Genomic DNA, 21,047 nt, shown 5'->3' on the forward strand with positions numbered 1-21,047 from the left:
TTTATTATACCGCATTTCTTTAAAAAAATCTTAAAAAAAGAGGAATTGCCTATTCTTGTCGCAGGCTCCGTTTCATGATACAATAGAAAGAGTGATTTTAGAAAGCGTGAGAAAACATGATTTACTTTGATAATTCAGCGACGACCAAGCCCTATCATGAAGCCATTGAAACCTATATGCAGGTGGCTTCAAAAATTTTAGGAAATCCATCTAGTCTCCATCGTTTGGGAGACCAGGCAACACGAATCTTAGATGCTTCCCGCCAACAGATTGCAGATTTAATCGGTAAGAAAAGCGATGAAATCTTTTTTACCTCTGGTGGGACAGAAGGAGATAATTGGGTCATCAAGGGTGTGGCCTGTGAAAAAGCCAAGTTTGGCAAGCACATCATCGTATCAGCCATTGAACATCCAGCAGTCAAAGAGTCAGCCCTCTGGTTGAAAAGTCAAGGATTTGAAGTGGATTTTGCTCCAGTTGATGAGAAAGGATTTGTGGATGTTGAGGCTCTAGGAGCTTTGATACGACCTGATACAATCCTAATTTCTGTCATGGCTGTAAACAATGAAATCGGCTCGATTCAACCTATTCAAGCTATTTCAGAACTCTTGGCAGACAAGCCGACTATTTCCTTCCACGTTGATGCGGTTCAGGCGCTTGCCAAGATTCCAACTGAAAAGTATCTGACAGAACGAGTGGATTTTGCGACTTTCTCTGGTCACAAGTTCCACGGAGTCCGAGGTGTTGGTTTTGTCTATATAAAGTCTGGCAAGAAGATTACGCCTCTTTTAACAGGTGGTGGTCAGGAGCGTGATTATCGTTCGACAACTGAAAATGTAGCAGGGATTGCAGCGACAGCCAAGGCCCTCCGTTTGTCTATGGAAAAGCTGGACATCTTTACTAGTAAGACAGGACAGATGAAGGCAGTGATTCGCCAAGCTCTTCTGGACTATCCAGACATTTTTGTCTTTTCAGATGAGGAAGACTTTGCCCCTCATATTCTGACTTTTGGAATCAAAGGTGTTCGTGGTGAAGTTATCGTTCACGCCTTTGAAGACTATGATATTTTCATCTCAACGACCTCTGCTTGTTCATCCAAGGCAGGGAAACCTGCAGGTACCTTGATTGCTATGGGAGTGGACAAGGATAAGGCCCAGTCAGCTGTGCGTTTAAGCCTTGACCTAGAAAATGATATGAGTCAGGTCGAGCAGTTTTTGACCAAGCTAAAATTAATTTATAATCAAACTAGAAAAGTAAGATAGGAGCATTTATGCAGTATTCAGAAATTATGATTCGCTATGGAGAATTGTCAACCAAACACAAAAATCGTATGCGTTTCATCAATAAACTTCGTAATAATATTTCAGACGTTTTGTCTATCTATCCCCAAGTTAAGGTAACCGCAGATCGCGACCGTGCCCACGCTTACCTGAATGGAGCTGATTATACCGCAGTAGCAGAATCGCTCAAACAAGTATTTGGAATTCAAAACTTTTCTCCCGTTTATAAAGTCGAAAAGTCTGTGGAAGTTCTTAAGTCTGCTGTCCAAGAGATTATGAAAGAAACCTATAAGGAAGGGATGACCTTTAAAATCACTGGTAAGCGTAGCGACCACACCTTTGAACTTGATAGTCGTGAACTCAATCAAACTCTTGGTAGTGCTGTTTTCAAGGCTATTCCAAACGTGAAAGCTCAGATGAAAAATCCAGATATTAATCTTCAGGTTGAGATTCGTGAGGAAGCAGCTTATATTTCCTATGAAACCTTTCGTGGAGCAGGAGGATTACCTGTGGGAAGTTCTGGTAAAGGCATGCTCATGTTGTCAGGAGGAATTGATTCACCTGTGGCGGGTTATCTAGCTCTTAAACGAGGGGTAGATATTGAGGCAGTTCACTTTGCCAGTCCACCTTACACCAGTCCTGGTGCTCTTAAAAAAGCCCAGGACTTGACCCGTAAATTAACCAAGTTTGGGGGCAATATCCAGTTTATCGAAGTTCCTTTCACAGAGATTCAAGAGGAAATCAAGGCTAAAGCACCAGAAGCCTACCTCATGACCTTGACACGCCGTTTTATGATGCGGATTACCGATCGTATTCGTGAGGTACGAAATGGTTTGGTTATCATCAATGGGGAAAGTCTTGGTCAAGTAGCTAGCCAGACCTTGGAAAGCATGCAGACTATCAACGCTGTGACCAGCACTCCAGTCATTCGTCCTGTGGTTACTATGGATAAGTTGGAAATCATTGATATTGCCCAAGCAATCGATACCTTTGATATTTCTATCCAGCCTTTTGAAGACTGCTGTACGATTTTTGCACCTGACCGTCCTAAGACCAATCCTAAGATTAAAAATGCAGAGCAGTATGAAAAACGGATGGATGTTAAGGGCTTAGTTGAGCGAGCAGTGGCAGGGATTATGATTACTGAGATTACACCTCAAACTGAAAAAGATGAAGTCGATGACTTGATTGACAATCTCCTCTAATCAGAAAATCCAAAAGAATGTAGAAAAATAAATGAAAAAGTTAGTTTTTAATCCAAAAATGGAAGCAAAACTGACTTTTTTTCTATTTTTATGATATAATGAGATAAAATTTTGAATATAGAGAGTTTTCTGACAATGAATCAATCCTACTTTTATTTAAAAATGAAAGAACACAAACTCAAGGTTCCTTATACTGGTAAGGAGCGCCGTGTGCGTGTTCTTCTTCCTAAAGATTATGAAAAAGACACGGATCGTTCCTATCCTGTGGTTTACTTTCATGACGGGCAAAATGTCTTTTATAGTAAAGAATCCTTTATTGGTCACTCATGGAAGATTATCCCAGCAATTAAGCGTAATCCTGATATCAGTCGCATGATTGTCGTTGCTATTGATAATGATGGTATGGGGCGGATGAATGAGTATGCGGCTTGGAAGTTCCAAGAATCTCCTATTCCGGGGCAGCAGTTTGGCGGTAAAGGTGTGGAGTATGCCGAGTTTGTTATGGATGTGGTAAAGCCATTTATCGATGAGACTTACCGTACTAAAGCTGATCGCCAGCATACGGCTATGATTGGCTCGTCACTAGGAGGCAATATTACCCAGTTTATCGGACTAGAATACCAAGACCAAATTGGTTGTCTAGGTGTCTTTTCATCTGCAAACTGGCTCCACCAAGAAGCCTTTAACCGTTATATCGAGCGTCAAAATTTATTGCCTGACCAGCGTATTTTTATCTATGTAGGAACAGAAGAAGCAGATGATACGGACAAAACCCTGATGGCTGGCAATATCAAACAAGCCTATATCGACTCGTCGCTTCGCTATTACCATGATTTGATAGCAGGGGGAGTTCATCTGGATAATCTTGTCTTGAAAGTTCAGTCTGGTGCTATTCATAGTGAAATCCCTTGGTCGGAAAATTTACCAGATTGTCTCCGTTTTTTTGCAGAGAAATGGTAAGTTAGAAAAGGAGAAAGCAAATGCATATTGAAAACCTTAGTCACTGGAGTGGTCATCTCAACCGTGAAATGTACCTCAACCGTTATGGACATGCTGGGATTCCAGTTGTGGTTTTTGCTTCATCAGGTGGCAGTCACAATGAATACTATGATTTTGGCATGATTGAGGCTTGTGCTTCTTTTATCGAGGAAGGCCGTGTCCAGTTCTTTACCCTATCCAGTGTAGATAGTGAGAGCTGGTTGGCCACTTGGAAAAATAGTCATGACCAAGCAGAGATGCACCGTGCCTACGAGCGCTATGTGATTGAGGAGGCTATTCCTTTTATCAAGCACAAGACAGGTTGGTTTGATGGCATGATGACGACAGGTTGCTCGATGGGAGCCTACCATGCTGTCAATTTCTTCCTCCAGCATCCAGATGTCTTTACAAAGGTGATTGCCCTCAGTGGTGTTTACGACGCACGTTTCTTTGTCGGCGATTATTACAATGATGATGCTATTTATCAAAACTCGCCAGTAGATTATATTTGGAATCAGAACGACAGCTGGTTTATTGACCGTTACCGTCAGGCAGAGATTGTGCTTTGTACGGGGCTTGGTGTTTGGGAACAAGACGGTCTACCGTCTTTCTACAAGCTCAAAGAAGCCTTTGACCAGAAACAAATCCCAGCCTGGTTTGCTGAATGGGGACACGATGTCGCCCACGACTGGGAATGGTGGCGCAAACAAATGCCTTATTTCCTTGGAAATCTCTATTTATAAAAGGAGTTACCTATGAATTACCTTGTTATTTCTCCCTACTATCCGCAAAATTTTCAACAGTTTACCATTGAGCTAGCCAATAAAGGAATTACCGTCTTGGGGATTGGTCAGGAACCTTACGAGCAATTGGATGAACCTTTACGCAATAGCCTGACCGAGTATTTCCGTGTAGATAACCTTGAGAACATAGATGAAGTCAAACGTGCAGCTGCTTTTCTCTTTTATAAACATGGCCCAATTGATCGCATCGAGTCTCATAATGAATACTGGCTTGAGCTGGATGCAACACTCAGAGAACAATTCAATGTCTTTGGTGCTAAACCAGAGGATCTCAAAAAGACGAAATTTAAGTCTGAAATGAAGAAACTCTTCAAAAAAGCAGGTGTCCCTGTGGTACCTGGAGCTGTTATCAAGACGGAAGCAGATGTTGATCAAGCTGTGAAAGAAATCGGCCTTCCAATGATTGCCAAACCTGATAATGGAGTGGGCGCAGCGGCCACCTTCAAGCTTGAGACAGAGGACGATATCAATCACTTCAAGGCTGAGTGGGACCATTCAACTATTTATTTCTTTGAGAAATTTGTCACCTCTAGTGAAATCTGTACCTTTGATGGTCTTGTGGACAAGGATGGTAAAATCGTCTTTTCAACGACCTTTGACTACGCCTATACACCACTTGATCTCATGATTTACAAGATGGACAATTCCTACTATGTGCTCAAGGATATGGATCCTAAACTGCGCAAATATGGTGAAGCGATTGTTAAGGAATTTGGTATGAAAGAACGTTTCTTCCATATCGAGTTTTTCCGTGAAGGGGATGATTATATTGCCATCGAGTACAATAACCGCCCTGCAGGTGGTTTCACCATTGATGTTTATAACTTTGCCCATTCCTTGGACCTCTATCGTGGCTATGCAGCTATAGTCGCAGGAGAAGAGTTCCCAGCGTCAGATTTTGAACCTCAGTTTTGTTTAGCTACATCACGTCGTGCAAATGCTCACTATGTTTATTCTGAGGAGGACTTGCTTGCTAAATATGGCCAGCAGTTCAAGGTTAAAAAAATCATGCCAGCGGCCTTTGCGGAACTTCAAGGAGATTACCTGTATATGTTGACAACTCCGAGTCGACAAGAAATGGAGCAAATGATTGCAGATTTCGGACAACGTCAGGCTTAAGGGACTATAGGGTTAAGGAAAATGACTTTCTTAATCCTTTTGTTTTTTATGAGAAACACAGCAGATTGAAACAAGAATAGGACGAAACAGCCTCGTAAAGAGGCTGGGACAAAAAGATTTTGATTTTAGGAATTCTTTATTATAAATTTTTAAAATCGATAGATTAGGAAAAAAAGCGAACAAGACAAAATTCTGAATGTCAGATAACTCATTTTGTTCGCTTTTTATATTTAAGGTTAGACTTTTGTCCCAAACTCTTTTGAGGTGCTTTTTGATATGAGCCCAGGTTTTCTCAGTAAGATTGTACTCAGGTGAGTGGGGAGGAATAAGAAATAAAGCTACTTTTTCTGGGGCTTGTTCATAGTAGGTATGATTCTTTTTTTTCGAGTGTAGCCCATAGCTTTGAGAGCATAGTGGATTGAAATAAGATATGAACAAAGTGATTGAGAAAGTCAATTTTTTCTAGAAATGTTTCAGCAACCGTAATGTACTACTCCAGATTCAATACGCTATAGTTGGATGACAGCCAAATTTAGAAGCTATTTCAGTCAAATAAGCGTCTGGATTCTCAGTAAGATAGTTTTTAAGTCTATCTCTATCAACTTTTCTTGGTTTTGTTCCTTTTACTTGATGGTTTAGATTACTTATTTTCTCTTTTAGATAATGGGATTGCGTGAGATTTGGATAACGTGTGATACTTCTGTTATACTACCTGTTCGCTTACAATAGGCGAGAACTTTTTTTACGTAAATCGATTGAATATGGCATAAGATGACTGCACAACATTGTGTACTATCTTTAGTTCATTTTGTCATATCTCTGTCGAAACAGATTACTAATATTAATGCACGGGCTCTATGTATGTCAAAAACAAGTTCAGTTATTGAACAGATTGCATCAAACGATATAGAAGAATAATTTAAGTTTTTTATGTAATTTTTATATAGGATTCATTACGACAGATACCTTAGATTCTTTTTATTGAAGAAATTTTCTGAAAATTACAAAATATGCTTGCTATTTTAGAAAAATAGTGTAGAATAAAAGAAATAGGTTTTTAGAATAAGGAGTGGAATATGACAGTAACGATTGATTGGGAAAATCTCGGTTTTTCCTATATGAAATTACCTTATCGCTATATTGCTCATTTTAAAAATGGACAATGGAATCAAGGAGAGCTTACAGAGGATGCAACTTTGCATATTTCAGAGTCTTCTCCAAGTCTCCACTACGGACAACAAGCATTTGAAGGATTGAAAGCTTATCGTACTAAGGATGGTAGTATTCAACTTTTCCGTCCTGATGAAAATGCTAAACGCCTGCAACGTACTTGTGATCGTCTCTTGATGCCACAAGTTCCGACAGACATGTTTGTAGAAGCTTGTAAGGCAGTTGTCCGCGCCAATGAAGAATATGTACCACCATATGGAACAGGTGGAACCCTTTATCTTCGTCCACTTTTGATTGGTGTCGGAGATATTATTGGGGTTAAACCAGCAGAAGAGTACATTTTCATCATCTTTGCTATGCCAGTTGGAAATTACTTTAAAGGCGGTTTGGTTCCAACCAACTTCTTAATTCAGGATGAATACGACCGTGCCGCTCCAAATGGTACAGGTGCGGCTAAGGTTGGTGGAAACTATGCTGCCAGTCTCTTGCCAGGGAAATTGGCTAAATCTTGCCATTTCTCAGATGTTATTTACCTAGATCCATCAACACATACAAAGATTGAAGAAGTTGGATCAGCTAACTTCTTTGGAATTACAGCTGACAATGAATTTGTAACACCATTGAGTCCATCTATCTTGCCATCTATTACTAAGTATTCTTTGCTTTATTTGGCAGAACACCGCTTGGGCTTAACTCCTATTGAGGGGGATGTCCCAATTGATAACCTGGATCGTTTTGTAGAGGCAGGTGCTTGTGGTACAGCAGCGGTTATTTCTCCAATTGGAGGTATTCAACATGGTGATGATTTCCATGTATTCTATAGTGAAACAGAAGTAGGTCCTGTGACTCGTAAACTTTATGATGAATTGACAGGAATTCAGTTTGGTGATATTGAAGCGCCAGAAGGTTGGATTGTAAAAGTAGATTAAAATAAACTAAAGGAGATTTTTTATGAAATCGAAAAAGTGGCTCTTAACAGCAGGAGTAGTCCTGAGTACAACAGCTTTTTTAGTAGCTTGTGGAAAAGCTGATAAAGAAGCAGATGCACCGACAACATTTTCTTATGTCTATGCAGTGGATCCAGCATCTTTGGACTACAGTATAGCGACTCGGACATCGACGACAGACGTTATTGGAAATGTTATTGATGGTTTGATGGAAAATGACAAATACGGAAATGTTGTTCCTTCTTTGGCTGAAGATTGGTCTGTGTCCAAAGATGGTTTGACTTATACCTATAAACTTCGTAAAGGAGTTAAATGGTATACTTCCGAGGGTGAAGAATACGCAGAAGTAACAGCCCATGACTTTGTAACAGGATTGAAACACGTAGCTGACGGTAAGTCAGACGGTGTCTCTCTCATCCAAAATTCTATCAAGGGCTTGGATGCCTACATGACTGGTGAGACTAATGATTTCTCTACAGTTGGTGTCAAGGCCTTGGATGATTACACAGTCGAGTATACCCTAAACAAACCAGAAAGCTTCTGGAATTCTAAAGTTACAACAGCGACGATGTTGCCTGTAAATGAAGAGTTTTTGAAGGCATCAGGTAAAGATTATGGAGCAGTTACTCCAGCAGGGATTCTCTATAATGGTCCTTATTTCTTGAAGACTTTGACTTCTAAATCGTTGATCGAATATGAGAAAAATCCAAATTACTGGGATAAAGAAAATGTAAAAATCGAGAAGATTAAATTGACTTACTACGATGGTTCTGATCAGGAATCGTTGATTCGTAGCTTCTCTTCTGGTGCTTATACGACAGCTCGTCTCTTCCCAAGTAGTTCAAACTTTGCTTCAACTTTGGAACAATACGGAGATAAAATCACTTATAGCCCACAGGACTCAAGTAGTTATTACTTCACCTTTAACGTAAATCGTCAGTCATATAATAAAACTGCGAAAACAAGTGAAGAACAAAAGACTTCTACAAAAGAAGCTATGCTTAATAAGGACTTCCGTCAGGCTATTAACTTTGCCTTCAACCGTCATTCTTATGCTGCCCAGCTAAATGGTGAAGACGGTGCGGATAAGATTATTCGTAACAGTTTAGTTCCAGATAACTTTGTGCAAGCAGGTGGTAAAAACTTTGGTCAAATCGCTCAAGTAGAGTTGGTGAACTATGGTGAGCAATGGAAAGGTGTTGAGCTAGTTGACGGTAAGGATTCTATCTACAATCCTGACAAGGCTAAAGCTGCTTTCGAAAAAGCTAAGAAAGATTTGGAATCTAAAGGGGTAAGCTTCCCAATTCATTTGGATGTCCCAGTTGAACAGACAGATACCATCGCCGTTCAACAAAGCAACTCTTTCAAACAGTCAATCGAATCAACTCTTGGTGCCGAAAATGTTGTCATCGACGTTCTTCAAATGACAGATAATGAAAAGGAAACAATCACTTCACAAGCGCGTGTTCCTTCCCAAAAAGACTATGATTTGAATAGTACAGGATGGGCTCCAAGTTATCAAGACCCAGCATCTTATTTAACTATCATGGATCCTAAATCAGGTTCTGCTATGAAACACCTAGGTATCACTAAAGGAAAAGACAAGGATGTCGTAGCTAAGATTGGTTTGGACCAGTATAAGAAATTATTGGATGATGCAGATTCAGAAACTACCAATCTTGAAGAACGCTATGAAAAATATGCCAAGGCTCAAGCTTGGTTGACAGATAGTTCATTATTGATGCCAACAGCTTCATCTGGTGGTTCTCCAGTTGTAAGTAATGTCGTGCCATTCTCAAAACCATACTCACAAGTTGGTATTAAGGGTGACCCATATATCTTTAAAGGAATGAAATTGCAAAAAGATATTGTTACGACAAAAGAATATGAAGAAGCACTGAAAAAATGGCAAAAAGAAAAATTGGAATCAAACGGTAAGTACCAAAAAGAACTAGAAAAACACATTAAATAAAGCAGAAAACTCTATATCAGACTCAGAATGATATAGAGTTTTTTCTTGCTAGTTTTGGGATTTTCTTGTAAAATAGAAAAAGTAAAGAGAGGTATGAAATGAGCAAGAAAGATAAAAAAATCGAAATTCAAGTAGCAGATGCTAAAGTTAATGTAGGAAAAGACAGTTTTGAAGGTTATACCTTGACCATTGGTAAAAAAGTTATCGGAGAAATTGCCGAATTAGATGGACAATTTGCCATCATAAAGAATGGGAATGTCGATAGTTTTTATAAAAAATTGGAAAAAGCTGTGGAAATTTTGATTGAAAATTATAATTTAGCAAAATAAGTATTGTTTTTTTGAAATTTTCATGATATAATAGTCCATGTTGATTGTAGGAGAGATAGCGAAGAGGCTAAACGCGGCGGACTGTAAATCCGCTCCTTCGGGTTCGGGGGTTCGAATCCCTCTCTCTCCATTTCATCAATGGGGTATAGCCAAGCGGTAAGGCAAGGGACTTTGACTCCCTCATGCGTTGGTTCGAATCCAGCTACCCCAGTTCTTAGGTAATAATCAAGATAAAAAGCAAAATATCTTAGGGTATTTTATTTTTATAATTGAAAGACGTGAACGATATAAACATGTCCTTGCGGGTGCTTAGGAAAAAAATTATAAGTATGTCAAGTTTAAGAAAAACTTGATTGTTGGAGGATTTTTTAGATGAACGAATTTGAAGATTTGCTAAATAGCGTTAGCCAAGTTGAGACTGGTGATGTTGTTAGTGCTGAAGTATTGACAGTTGATGCGACTCAAGCTAACGTTGCAATCTCTGGAACTGGTGTTGAAGGTGTCTTGACTCTTCGCGAATTGACAAACGATCGCGATGCAGATATCAATGACTTTGTTAAAGTAGGAGAAGTATTGGATGTTCTTGTACTTCGTCAAGTAGTTGGTAAAGATACTGATACAGTTACATACCTTGTATCTAAAAAACGCCTTGAAGCTCGCAAAGCATGGGACAAACTTGTTGGTCGCGAAGAAGAAGTTGTTACTGTTAAAGGAACTCGTGCCGTTAAAGGTGGACTTTCAGTAGAATTTGAAGGTGTTCGTGGATTTATCCCAGCTTCAATGTTGGATACTCGTTTCGTACGTAACACTGAGCGTTTTGTAGGTCAAGAATTTGATGCTAAAATCAAAGAAGTTGACGCTAAAGAAAACCGCTTCATCCTTTCACGTCGTGAAGTTGTTGAAGCAGCTACAGCAGCAGCTCGCGCTGAAGTATTCGGTAAATTGGCTGTTGGTGATGTAGTAACTGGTAAAGTTGCACGTATCACAAGCTTCGGTGCTTTCATCGACCTTGGTGGTGTTGACGGATTGGTTCACTTGACTGAATTGTCACATGAACGTAACGTATCACCAAAATCAGTTGTAACTGTTGGTGAAGAAATTGAAGTGAAAATCCTTGATCTTAACGAAGAAGAAGGACGTGTATCACTTTCACTTAAAGCAACAACACCTGGACCATGGGATGGCGTTGAGCAAAAATTGGCTAAAGGTGATGTAGTAGAAGGAACAGTTAAACGTTTGACTGACTTCGGTGCATTTGTTGAAGTATTGCCAGGTATTGATGGACTTGTTCACGTATCACAAATTTCACACAAACGTATTGAAAATCCAAAAGAAGCTCTTAAAGTTGGTCAAGAAGTTAAAGTTAAAGTTCTTGAAGTTAACGCAGATGCAGAGCGCGTATCACTTTCTATCAAAGCTCTTGAAGAGCGTCCAGCTCAAGAAGAAGGACAAAAAGAAGAAAAACGTGCTGCTCGTCCACGTCGTCCAAAACGTCAAGAAAAACGTGATTTCGAACTTCCAGAAACACAAACAGGATTCTCAATGGCTGACTTGTTCGGTGATATCGAACTTTAATCAAATTGAAAATTCACAAAGTCCTTTGTTTTCTAAACAAGGGATTTTTCTTTTGTCTGTAAGGCTTTTTTGATATAATAGTTCTATGTTAGAATCAGAAAAACAATCACGTTATCAAATGTTAAATGAAGAGCTCTCTTTTTTATTGGAAGGTGAAAGTAATGTTTTGGCTAATCTTTCCAACGCCAGTGCTCTTTTAAAATCACGTTTTCCTAATACTGTATTTGCAGGCTTTTATTTGTTCGATGGAGAGGAATTGATTTTAGGTCCCTTCCAAGGTGGTGTTTCCTGCATCCGTATTGCGCTAGGCAAGGGTGTTTGTGGTGAGGCAGCTCACTTTCAGGAAACTGTTCTGGTTGGAGATGTGACGACCTATCCTAACTATATTTCTTGTGATAGTAGTGCTAAAAGTGAAATTGTTGTGCCGATGATAAAGAATGGTCAATTGCTTGGAGTTCTGGATCTTGATTCTTCAGAGGTTGATGATTATGATGCTATGGATCGAGATTATTTGGAACAATTTGTCGCTATTTTGCTTGAAAAGACAGAATGGGACTTTACAATGTTTGGGGAGAAAGCCTAATGTATCAAGCACTTTATCGAAAATATAGAAGTCAAAACTTTTCCCAGTTGGTTGGACAGGAAGTTGTGGCCAAGACTCTTAAACAAGCAGTGGAACAAGAGAAAATAAGTCATGCCTATCTTTTTTCAGGTCCTCGTGGAACGGGAAAGACCAGTGTAGCTAAGATTTTTGCCAAAGCTATGAACTGTCCCAATCAAGTGGGTGGTGAGCCTTGCAATAACTGCTATATTTGTCAGGCAGTGACAGATGGTAGTTTAGAAGATGTCATTGAAATGGATGCGGCCTCTAATAATGGGGTAGATGAAATTCGTGAAATTCGTGATAAATCTACCTACGCCCCTAGCCTTGCCCGTTATAAGGTTTATATCATAGATGAGGTTCACATGCTATCTACAGGGGCTTTTAATGCCCTCCTAAAGACTCTGGAAGAGCCAACACAGAATGTGGTCTTTATTTTGGCCACTACTGAATTGCACAAGATTCCTGCCACTATTCTATCTCGTGTACAACGTTTTGAATTTAAATCAATTAAGACACAGGATATTAAGGAACATATCCACTATATCTTAGAAAAAGAAAATATCAGTTCTGAACCAGAGGCTGTGGAAATCATTGCTAGACGGGCTGAAGGTGGGATGCGGGATGCCTTGTCAATTTTGGATCAAGCCCTGAGTTTGACACAGGGAAATGAGTTGACGACTGCCATCTCTGAAGAAATTACAGGAACTATTAGTCTGTCAGCCTTGGATGATTATGTGGCTGCCTTATCTCAGCAGGATGTTCCCAAAGCCTTAGCTTGCTTAAATCTTCTCTTTGAGAATGGTAAGAGCATGACTCGTTTTGTGACCGACCTTTTGCACTATTTAAGAGATTTGTTAATTGTTCAAACAGGGGGAGAAAACACTCATCATAGTCCAGTCTTTGTGGAGAATTTGGCAATTCATCAAGAAAATTTGTTTGAAATGATTCGTTTGGCGACAGTTAGTTTAGCAGATATTAAGTCTAGTTTGCAACCCAAGATTTATGCTGAGATGATGACCATCCGTTTGGCGGAGATTAAGCCCGAACCAGCTCTTTCAGGGGCGGTTGAACATGAAATTGCTGCACTGAGACAGGAAATTGCACGTCTCAAACAAGAACTTGCAAATGTGGGAACTGTAGCTAAGCCAACAAATCCAGTTCCTAGTCGTCCAGCAGCAGGCAAGACCGTCTATCGTGTGGATCGCAATAAAGTTCAATCTATCTTACAAGAGGCCGTCGAAAATCCTGATTTAGCGCGTCAAAATCTGATTCGCTTGCAGAATGCCTGGGGAGAGGTGATTGAAAGTCTAGGTGGACCTGATAAGGCTCTGTTAGTTGGATCTCAACCGGTTGCGGCCAATGAACACCACGCTATTCTTGCTTTTGAGTCTAACTTCAATGCTGGTCAAACCATGAAACGAGACAATCTTAACACCATGTTTGGCAACATCCTCAGTCAGGCAGCAGGTTTTTCACCCGAGATTTTAGCTATTTCCATGGAGGAATGGAAAGAAGTTCGCGCAGCCTTTTCAGCTAAAGCTAAATCTTCTCAAGCTGAAAAAGAAGCAGAAGAAAGTCTGATACCAGAAGGATTTGAATTTTTGGCTGATAAAGTGAAGGTAGAGGAAGACTAAAGAAAGATTTCATGATACAATAAGTTTATGAATAGACAACAATTTATTATCATAGCGCTGTTTACAGCTGCTGAGACCTATTTTTTCAATGAAGCCTGGATGACTGGTCGCTATATTATGGCAGCCTTTTGGGCCATTTTGCTCTTTAGAAATTTTCGAGTTAGTTATTTGATGGGCAAGATTGTAGATGTCATTGACCAACATTTAAAAGGAAAAGACTAATCCTCAGCTTCTAGACAAAATCAAAGCCTTTTAGGCTTTTTTTTGTTATACTATAAAAGTATATTTATTGACCTTTTACCGTATTTTCTAGGGAAATTAAGTATGTTTCTAGTAAGTACTGCAAAGGCCTTGAAAAAGAAAGGAACTATCATGTCAGTATTAGAGATCAAAGATCTTCACGTTGAGATTGAAGGAAAAGAAATTTTAAAAGGGGTTAACCTGACCCTGAAAACAGGCGAAATCGCCGCTATCATGGGGCCAAATGGTACTGGTAAATCGACTCTTTCTGCCGCTATCATGGGAAATCCTAACTATGAGGTTACTAAAGGTGAAGTCTTGTTTGATGGCGTAAATATCCTTGAGTTGGAAGTGGACGAGCGTGCGCGTATGGGACTTTTCCTTGCAATGCAATACCCGTCAGAAATTCCTGGAATTACCAACGCTGAGTTTCTTCGTGCCGCTATGAATGCGGGGAAAGAAGACGATGAGAAGATTTCAGTTCGCGAGTTCATCACTAAGCTAGACGAAAAAATGGAATTGCTTAACATGAAAGAAGAAATGGCAGAGCGTTACCTCAACGAAGGTTTCTCTGGTGGTGAGAAAAAACGTAATGAAATTCTTCAACTCTTGATGTTGGAACCAACATTTGCACTTTTGGACGAGATTGACTCTGGTCTTGATATTGACGCTCTTAAAGTTGTGTCTAAAGGTGTCAATGCCATGCGTGGTGAAGGTTTTGGTGCTATGATCATCACTCACTACCAACGTCTTTTGAACTACATCACACCTGATGTGGTACACGTGATGATGGAAGGGCGTGTTGTCCTTTCTGGTGGTCCAGAATTGGCTGCGCGTTTGGAACGTGAAGGATACGCAAAACTAGCTGAAGAACTTGGCTACGACTACAAGGAAGAATTGTAATTCCCTCGTATCTTTTAGGAGAAGTAAATGACTAAAGAAAATATTCAACTTTTTTCAGAAATGCACGCTGAACCAAGCTGGTTGGCTGATCTCCGTCAAAAAGCTTTTGACAAGATTGAGACTTTGGAATTACCAGTTATTGAGCGTGTCAAATTCCACCGTTGGAATCTGGGTGATGGAACGATTAGAGAAAGTGAGCCATCAGCAAATGTTCCAGATTTCACTGCACTAGATAACCACTTGAAGTTGGTACAAGTAGGAACTCAAACTGTTTTTGAGCAAATTCCAGTTGAGTTGGCTCAACAGGGTGTTGTCTTTACAGACTTCCATTCAGCTTTAGAAGAAATTCCAGAACTCGTAGAAGAATTCTTCATGTCATCTGTCAAGTATGACGATGACAAGTTGGCAGCCTACCATACAGCTTATTTCAACAGTGGTGCTGTTCTCTACATTCCTGATAATGTTGAGATTAAAAAGCCAATCGAAGGTATTTTCTACCAAGACAGCGATAGCGATGTGCCGTTTAACAAACATATTATGATTATCGCTGGTAAAAACTCTAAGATTAGCTATTTGGAACGTTTGGAATCTCGTGGTGAGGGTAGTGCCAAAGCAACTGCCAATATCACTGTAGAAGTCATTGCTCGTTCTGGTGCTCAAGTGAAATTTGCTGCAATTGATCGTCTTGGTGAGAATGTCACTGCCTACATTAGCCGCCGAGGTAAATTGGGCAACGATGCAAGTATTGACTGGGCTATCGGTGTCATGAACGAAGGAAATGTTGTCGCTGACTTTGATAGTGACCTACTTGGAAATGGTAGCCATGCAGACCTCAAGGTCGTAGCTCTTTCAAGTGGTCGTCAGGTGCAAGGGATTGATACTCGAGTAACTAACTATGGTTGCAACTCTATCGGTAATATCCTGCAACATGGAGTAATTCTTGAAAAAGCAACTTTGACCTTCAATGGTATTGGCCACATCATCAAGGGTGCTAAGGGAGCAGATGCCCAACAAGAAAGCCGTGTTCTCATGCTTTCAGACCAAGCACGTTCCGATGCCAACCCAATTCTTTTAATTGATGAAAATGATGTTACTGCAGGGCATGCAGCGTCTATCGGACAAGTGGATCCAGAAGATATGTACTACCTTATGAGCCGTGGACTTGACAAAGCCACTGCAGAACGTTTGGTTGTTCGTGGTTTCCTTGGATCCGTTATCGTTGAGATCCCTGTCAAGGAAGTTCGTGATGAAATGATTGCGACGATCGAAGAAAAATTGTCAAAACGCTAAGGGGAAGCCTATGTTAGATGCAGAAGCTATTCGCAAGGATTTTCCAATTTTAGACCAGATTGTCAACGATGAACCATTGGTCTATTTGGACAATGCTGCGACGACACAAAAACCACTAGCAGTTCTGGAGACGATTAACCGCTACTATGAACAGGATAATGCCAATGTTCACCGTGGAGTTCATACCTTGGCAGAAAGGGCGACAGCTTCTTATGAGGCGGTTCGTGAAACAATTCGTAAATTTATCAATGCAGGCTCTACAAAGGAAGTTCTCTTTACCAGAGGAACGACAACCAGTCTTAACTGGGTGGCGCGCTTTGCAGAGGAAGTCTTGACTGAGGGAGACCAGGTCTTGATTTCTATCATGGAACACCATTCCAATATCATTCCATGGCAAGAAGCCTGTCGCAAGACTGGGGCAGAGCTTGTCTATGTCTATCTCAAGGACGGGGCTCTAGATATGGATGATTTGCGAGCTAAATTGACTGATAGAGTCAAGTTTGTTTCGTTAGCTCACGCTTCAAATGTTCTTGGTGTGGTTAATCCAATCAAAGAAATCACTCAATTGGCCCACCAAGTTGGAGCTATCATGGTGGTGGATGGCGCTCAATCTACACCTCATATGAAGATTGATATTCAGGACTTGGATGTGGACTTCTTTGCCTTTTCAGGTCATAAGATGGCTGGTCCAACTGGTATTGGTGTTCTTTACGGCAAAGAAAAGTATCTAGAACAAATGTCACCTCTTGAATTCGGCGGTGAAATGATTGATTTCGTCTATGAGCAGTCTGCTAGCTGGAAGGAATTACCTTGGAAATTTGAGGCTGGAACTCCTAACATGGCAGGTGCGATTGGCCTTGCAGCTGCCGTGGATTATCTTGAAAACATTGGTATGGATGCCATTGAATCTCATGAACAAGAATTAATCGCCTATGTCTATCCAAAACTGCAAGCTATTGAAGGATTGACTATTTATGGTTCGCAGGACTTGGCTCAACGCTCGGGTGTCATTGCTTTTAACCTAGGGGGCCTTCATCCTCACGACCTTGCGACTGCTTTGGATTATGAAGGAGTGGCTGTTCGTGCGGGTCACCACTGTGCGCAGCCTTTGCTCCAATATTTGGAAGTTTCAGCAACAGCTCGTGCGAGTTTTTATATCTACAATACCAAGGCAGATTGCGACAAGCTAGTCGATGCCTTACAAAAGACAAAGGAGTTTTTCAATGGCACTTTCTAAACTAGATAGCCTTTATATGGCAGTGGTAGCAGACCATTCGAAAAATCCACATCACCAAGGGAAGTTAGAAGACGCTGAACAAATCAGTCTCAACAATCCGACCTGTGGAGATGTTATCAATCTCTCCGTCAAGTTTGATGCAGATGACCGCTTGGAGGATATCGCTTTTCTAAACTCAGGCTGTACCATCTCGACTGCCTCTGCGAGCATGATGACAGATGCAGTTTTGGGAAAGACCAAACAAGAAATCTTAGAACTTGCGACTATTTTTTCTGAAATGGTTCAAGGGCAAAAAGATGGCAGACAAGATAGTCTTGGCGATGCTGCTTTCTTGTCAGGCGTTGCCAAATTTCCTCAACGAATCAAGTGTGCAACTCTAGCTTGGAATGCCCTTAAGAAAACAATTGAAAATCAAGAAAATAAGTAAGGCAAGTTTCTTTTGTCTTATGAATCAGTAGAAATGAAGAATGAAAGAAAGGATATTATGGCTGAAGAAAGAGTAGAACCAAAACCAATTGACCTTGGTGAATATAAATTTGGTTTCCATGATGATGTAGAGCCTGTCCTATCGACAGGAAAAGGATTGAATGAAGATGTCATTCGTGAACTATCAGCTGCTAAGGGAGAACCTGAGTGGATGTTAGAATTCCGTTTGAAGTCTTATGAAACCTTCAAAAAAATGCCCATGCAAACTTGGGGAGCAGACTTATCAGAGATTGACTTTGATGACTTGATTTATTACCAAAAACCATCTGATAAACCAGCTCGTTCATGGGATGACGTTCCTGAAAAAATTAAAGAAACCTTTGAACGTATCGGGATTCCTGAAGCTGAGCGTGCTTATCTAGCTGGTGCCTCTGCCCAGTACGAGTCAGAAGTGGTTTACCACAATATGAAAGAAGAGTTCCAAAAATTGGGGATTATCTTTACAGATACAGATTCTGCCCTCAAGGAATACCCAGACTTGTTTAAACAGTACTTTGCTAAGTTGGTACCACCAACAGATAATAAGTTGGCTGCCCTCAATTCGGCAGTATGGTCAGGTGGAACCTTTATCTATGTACCAAAAGGTGTGAAAGTGGATATTCCACTTCAAACTTACTTCCGAATCAATAACGAAAATACTGGTCAGTTTGAACGTACCTTGATTATCGTTGATGAGGGAGCAAGTGTCCACTACGTAGAAGGATGTACAGCGCCAACTTATTCAAGTAACAGCTTGCACGCCGCCATCGTAGAAATCTTTGCCTTGGATGGAGCTTATATGCGTTATACAACCATCCAAAACTGGTCTGATAACGTTTATAACTTGGTTACTAAGCGTGCTAAAGCTCAAAAAGATGCGACTGTTGAGTGGATTGATGGGAACTTGGGTGCCAAAACGACTATGAAATACCCATCTGTTTACCTAGATGGAGAAGGGGCGCGTGGGACTATGCTTTCTATTGCCTTTGCCAATGCAGGGCAACACCAAGACACGGGTGCTAAGATGATCCACAATGCTCCACATACTAGCTCGTCTATTGTGTCTAAATCCATCGCTAAAGGCGGAGGAAAGGTTGACTACCGTGGACAGGTCACCTTTAACAAGAACTCTAAGAAATCTGTTTCCCACATTGAATGTGATACCATTATCATGGATGACTTGTCAGCATCAGATACTATTCCATTTAATGAAATTCATAACTCGCAAGTTGCTTTGGAACACGAAGCTAAGGTCTCTAAGATTTCAGAAGAACAACTCTATTACCTCATGAGCCGTGGTTTATCAGAGTCTGAGGCAACTGAGATGATTGTCATGGGATTTGTAGAGCCTTTCACAAAAGAGCTTCCAATGGAATATGCCGTTGAGCTTAACCGCTTGATTAGCTACGAAATGGAAGGATCAGTTGGGTAAAATTTGATTTTAGATTTACCCAAAATCAAGAACTTTGAAGATGAACTTGTAACAAAAAGAGACTGAGAAAAAATATTTTAAGAACAGAAAACGCATGATATCAGGTGCCCCAAAAACTTGATATTATGCGTTTTCTCATGAAATATAGCGGAATGAATCTATAATAGTACACCTCGGTTGCTAAAATATTTCTAGAAATTAATTTGATTTTCGAAGAGTATTACTAATCGGTTTGTTCATATCTTACTTCAATTTAATATAGAGTTTTTCTAAACGCTTTTGACTTTTGATATATTGTTGTGAGGACGAAGTAATACAATATATAAAGTAGTCAGTTCAAGGCAGGATATAATGTCTAAGGGGCTACTAATAGCAAGTATGTTCTTTATTTTGATATTTTTCTTAATCCAACAGACACTTGCACTTTGAAACCCGTTCTCTAATCAATTCAAACCCTATACTTATTCAAATATATTGTGGCGGATGTAGGTTATGGTAGCGAATAAAACTATGTTTTTATTTGTGAATGATGAAAGATACTTCTTATTCCCTATACCATGCATCAGAAGGAATTGACATAAAAGAATCAGACTAGCACAGATAACCTAATGAATTGGTAATATCTTGAAAACAAAGATTAGTTTATAAGATTTGGAACCGTTTTCTGTCATAATCTTTCAGGAAAGTAGTTGCTAAAAGATGTAAAAATTGATAGAATAATGATTGTCTAAAAAATTTTAAGGAGAATCTATCAAATGGATTTCACATGGGCAATTAAATATGCCACTGAATTTTTGGCCACTGCTCTTTTGATCGTTCTTGGAAATGGTGCAGTTGCCAACGTTGAACTTAAAGGTACGAAAGGTCACCAAAGTGGCTGGATCGTTATCGCTGTTGGTTACGGTATGGGGGTTATGATTCCTGCCTTGATGTTTGGTAACGTATCTGGAAACCACATCAACCCAGCCTTCACTCTTGGACTTGCAGTCAGCGGTCTATTCCCTTGGGCACAAGTTGCGCCTTATATCGTCGCACAAGTTTTGGGTGCTATTTTTGGCCAAGCCTTGGTTGTGGTAACACACCGCCCATACTACTTGAAAACTGAAAATCCAAACAACATCTTGGGTACTTTCTCAACAATTTCAAGTTTGGATAATGGTTCAAAAGAATCACGCTTTGCAGCAACTGTTAATGGTTTTGTAAACGAGTTTGTTGGTTCATTTGTCCTTTTCTTTGCAGCGCTTGGTTTAACTAAACACTTCTTTGGTGCTGAACTAGTGTCAAAAGCGCAAGCGGCTATCAATTCTCAAGTTGCTCAAGCAACTACTCAAGGTCAAACAATTCCTCAAGAACAAGTAACAGCAGCACTTGAACAAGCTAAAGAACAAGTAGCTCCATTTATGACATCAGGTCTTGGAATTGCTCATTTGGCACTTGGTTTCCTCGTTATGGCCTTGGTAACATCACTTGGTGGACCTACAGGACCTGCCTTGAATCCAGCCCGTGACTTTGGTCCACGTCTCCTTCATGCTTTCCTTCCAAAATCAGTTCTTGGTGAGCACAAAGGTGATTCAAAATGGTGGTATTCTTGGGTACCAGTAGTAGCACCTATCGCAGCAGCAATTGCAGCAGTAGCTGTTTTCAAATTCCTTTACCTATAAGAAATTGAGTTCTTTATCCATTGTAATGGATTGAAGCAAAGATAAGATCTAGAAAGGGCAAATTTTGTCCTTTCTTTTTTTATGTGACTATTAGTCCGTCTCGCTCCGTTAGGTGCGAGACAAAAAAACCACCCGCTATGCGGGTGCGCGTCGAAGGTTATACCCAAAAAACTCCAAACGCGATACAATAAAGGTGTTCAAGCCAA

18 protein-coding genes, 2 tRNA genes and 2 pseudogenes are annotated in these 21,047 nt (G+C 40.2%); 21 read left to right on the forward strand and 1 reads right to left on the reverse strand.

Translation table 11 applies throughout. The annotated features are described in order from the left end of the window. The first annotated feature begins 116 nt into the window (after window positions 1-116). From FJR73_RS08730 to FJR73_RS08750, 5 genes are all read left to right on the forward strand, one after another. On the forward strand, window positions 117-1,259 hold the full coding sequence (locus FJR73_RS08730; RefSeq protein ID WP_140834512.1) for a cysteine desulfurase family protein: 1,143 nt from the start codon (window positions 117-119) through the stop codon (window positions 1,257-1,259). Between the two features lie 8 nt (window positions 1,260-1,267). Beyond that, entirely contained in the window at window positions 1,268-2,482 is a 1,215-nt protein-coding gene (gene thiI / locus FJR73_RS08735) for a tRNA uracil 4-sulfurtransferase ThiI (RefSeq protein ID WP_140834513.1), read from the forward strand. Window positions 2,483-2,617: 135 nt separating this feature from the next. Beyond that, on the forward strand, window positions 2,618-3,442 hold the full coding sequence (locus tag FJR73_RS08740) for an alpha/beta hydrolase (RefSeq protein WP_140834515.1): 825 nt from the start codon (window positions 2,618-2,620) through the stop codon (window positions 3,440-3,442). A 20-nt stretch (window positions 3,443-3,462) separates the two neighbouring features. Continuing rightward, window positions 3,463-4,203 carry an esterase family protein gene (locus FJR73_RS08745; RefSeq protein WP_140834517.1) on the forward strand — a complete coding sequence of 247 codons (741 nt, stop codon included), beginning with the start codon at window positions 3,463-3,465 and terminating at the stop codon, window positions 4,201-4,203. A gap of 12 nt (window positions 4,204-4,215) precedes the next feature. Beyond that, entirely contained in the window at window positions 4,216-5,382 is a 1,167-nt protein-coding gene (locus FJR73_RS08750; protein WP_125451283.1) for an acetyl-CoA carboxylase biotin carboxylase subunit family protein, read from the forward strand. Between the two features lie 327 nt (window positions 5,383-5,709). On the opposite strand, the pseudogene FJR73_RS08755 reads toward FJR73_RS08750, so the two are convergent. Beyond that, a pseudogene (locus tag FJR73_RS08755) lies at window positions 5,710-6,150 on the reverse strand (IS630 transposase-related protein); the annotation flags it as partial. Between the two features lie 308 nt (window positions 6,151-6,458). Between FJR73_RS08755 and FJR73_RS08760 the strand changes: the two are divergent. The 16 genes and pseudogenes from FJR73_RS08760 (at window position 6,459) to gla (ending at window position 20,841) form a co-directional block, all read left to right on the forward strand. Continuing rightward, a complete protein-coding gene (locus FJR73_RS08760; protein ID WP_000219001.1) occupies window positions 6,459-7,481 on the forward strand; it encodes a branched-chain amino acid aminotransferase in 1,023 nt (340 codons plus the stop codon). A 22-nt stretch (window positions 7,482-7,503) separates the two neighbouring features. Next, window positions 7,504-9,471: a peptide ABC transporter substrate-binding protein gene (locus FJR73_RS08765; RefSeq protein WP_140834518.1), complete on the forward strand. Its 1,968-nt coding sequence runs from the start codon at window positions 7,504-7,506 to the stop codon at window positions 9,469-9,471. 98 nt (window positions 9,472-9,569) lie between these two features. Next, window positions 9,570-9,800: a DUF2969 domain-containing protein gene (locus tag FJR73_RS08770; RefSeq protein WP_000037113.1), complete on the forward strand. Its 231-nt coding sequence runs from the start codon at window positions 9,570-9,572 to the stop codon at window positions 9,798-9,800. A gap of 49 nt (window positions 9,801-9,849) precedes the next feature. Continuing rightward, a tRNA-Tyr gene (locus tag FJR73_RS08775) sits at window positions 9,850-9,930 on the forward strand. Window positions 9,931-9,939: 9 nt separating this feature from the next. Then, a tRNA-Gln gene (locus FJR73_RS08780) sits at window positions 9,940-10,011 on the forward strand. Window positions 10,012-10,172: 161 nt separating this feature from the next. Further along, window positions 10,173-11,375 carry a 30S ribosomal protein S1 gene (gene rpsA, locus FJR73_RS08785; protein WP_001001630.1) on the forward strand — a complete coding sequence of 401 codons (1,203 nt, stop codon included), beginning with the start codon at window positions 10,173-10,175 and terminating at the stop codon, window positions 11,373-11,375. Between the two features lie 85 nt (window positions 11,376-11,460). Further along, window positions 11,461-11,958 (forward strand): GAF domain-containing protein, encoded by a 498-nt coding sequence (locus FJR73_RS08790; RefSeq protein ID WP_140834519.1) that lies wholly within the window; start codon window positions 11,461-11,463, stop codon window positions 11,956-11,958. After that, window positions 11,958-13,613, forward strand: a complete 1,656-nt coding sequence (dnaX, locus tag FJR73_RS08795; RefSeq protein ID WP_140834521.1) for a DNA polymerase III subunit gamma/tau — start codon at window positions 11,958-11,960, stop codon at window positions 13,611-13,613. Before FJR73_RS08790 ends, dnaX begins: the two co-directional genes overlap by 1 nt. Window positions 13,614-13,640: 27 nt before the next feature. After that, complete coding sequence (locus FJR73_RS08800; RefSeq protein ID WP_001081602.1) at window positions 13,641-13,835, forward strand: DUF3272 domain-containing protein; 195 nt, start codon at window positions 13,641-13,643, stop codon at window positions 13,833-13,835. A gap of 150 nt (window positions 13,836-13,985) precedes the next feature. Continuing rightward, window positions 13,986-14,756, forward strand: a complete 771-nt coding sequence (gene sufC / locus FJR73_RS08805; RefSeq protein WP_000114489.1) for a Fe-S cluster assembly ATPase SufC — start codon at window positions 13,986-13,988, stop codon at window positions 14,754-14,756. Between the two features lie 27 nt (window positions 14,757-14,783). Further along, window positions 14,784-16,046, forward strand: a complete 1,263-nt coding sequence (gene sufD, locus FJR73_RS08810) for a Fe-S cluster assembly protein SufD (RefSeq protein ID WP_140834522.1) — start codon at window positions 14,784-14,786, stop codon at window positions 16,044-16,046. 10 nt (window positions 16,047-16,056) lie between these two features. After that, window positions 16,057-17,283, forward strand: a complete 1,227-nt coding sequence (locus FJR73_RS08815; protein ID WP_140834524.1) for a cysteine desulfurase — start codon at window positions 16,057-16,059, stop codon at window positions 17,281-17,283. After that, complete coding sequence (gene sufU, locus FJR73_RS08820) at window positions 17,270-17,710, forward strand: Fe-S cluster assembly sulfur transfer protein SufU (protein ID WP_140834526.1); 441 nt, start codon at window positions 17,270-17,272, stop codon at window positions 17,708-17,710. Before FJR73_RS08815 ends, sufU begins: the two co-directional genes overlap by 14 nt. 57 nt (window positions 17,711-17,767) lie before the next feature. Beyond that, on the forward strand, window positions 17,768-19,180 hold the full coding sequence (sufB, locus tag FJR73_RS08825) for a Fe-S cluster assembly protein SufB (RefSeq protein WP_000797050.1): 1,413 nt from the start codon (window positions 17,768-17,770) through the stop codon (window positions 19,178-19,180). Between the two features lie 326 nt (window positions 19,181-19,506). Continuing rightward, window positions 19,507-19,758, forward strand: a pseudogene (locus tag FJR73_RS10470) (IS5/IS1182 family transposase); the annotation flags it as partial. 177 nt (window positions 19,759-19,935) lie between these two features. Further along, on the forward strand, window positions 19,936-20,841 hold the full coding sequence (gene gla / locus FJR73_RS08830) for an aquaglyceroporin Gla (protein ID WP_000348098.1): 906 nt from the start codon (window positions 19,936-19,938) through the stop codon (window positions 20,839-20,841). The last annotated feature ends 206 nt before the right edge of the window (window positions 20,842-21,047 follow it).

Origin of the sequence: Streptococcus sp. D2, from assembly GCF_006385825.1 — a bacterium.
GTDB classification, from domain to species: Bacteria; Bacillota; Bacilli; order Lactobacillales; family Streptococcaceae; genus Streptococcus; species Streptococcus shenyangsis.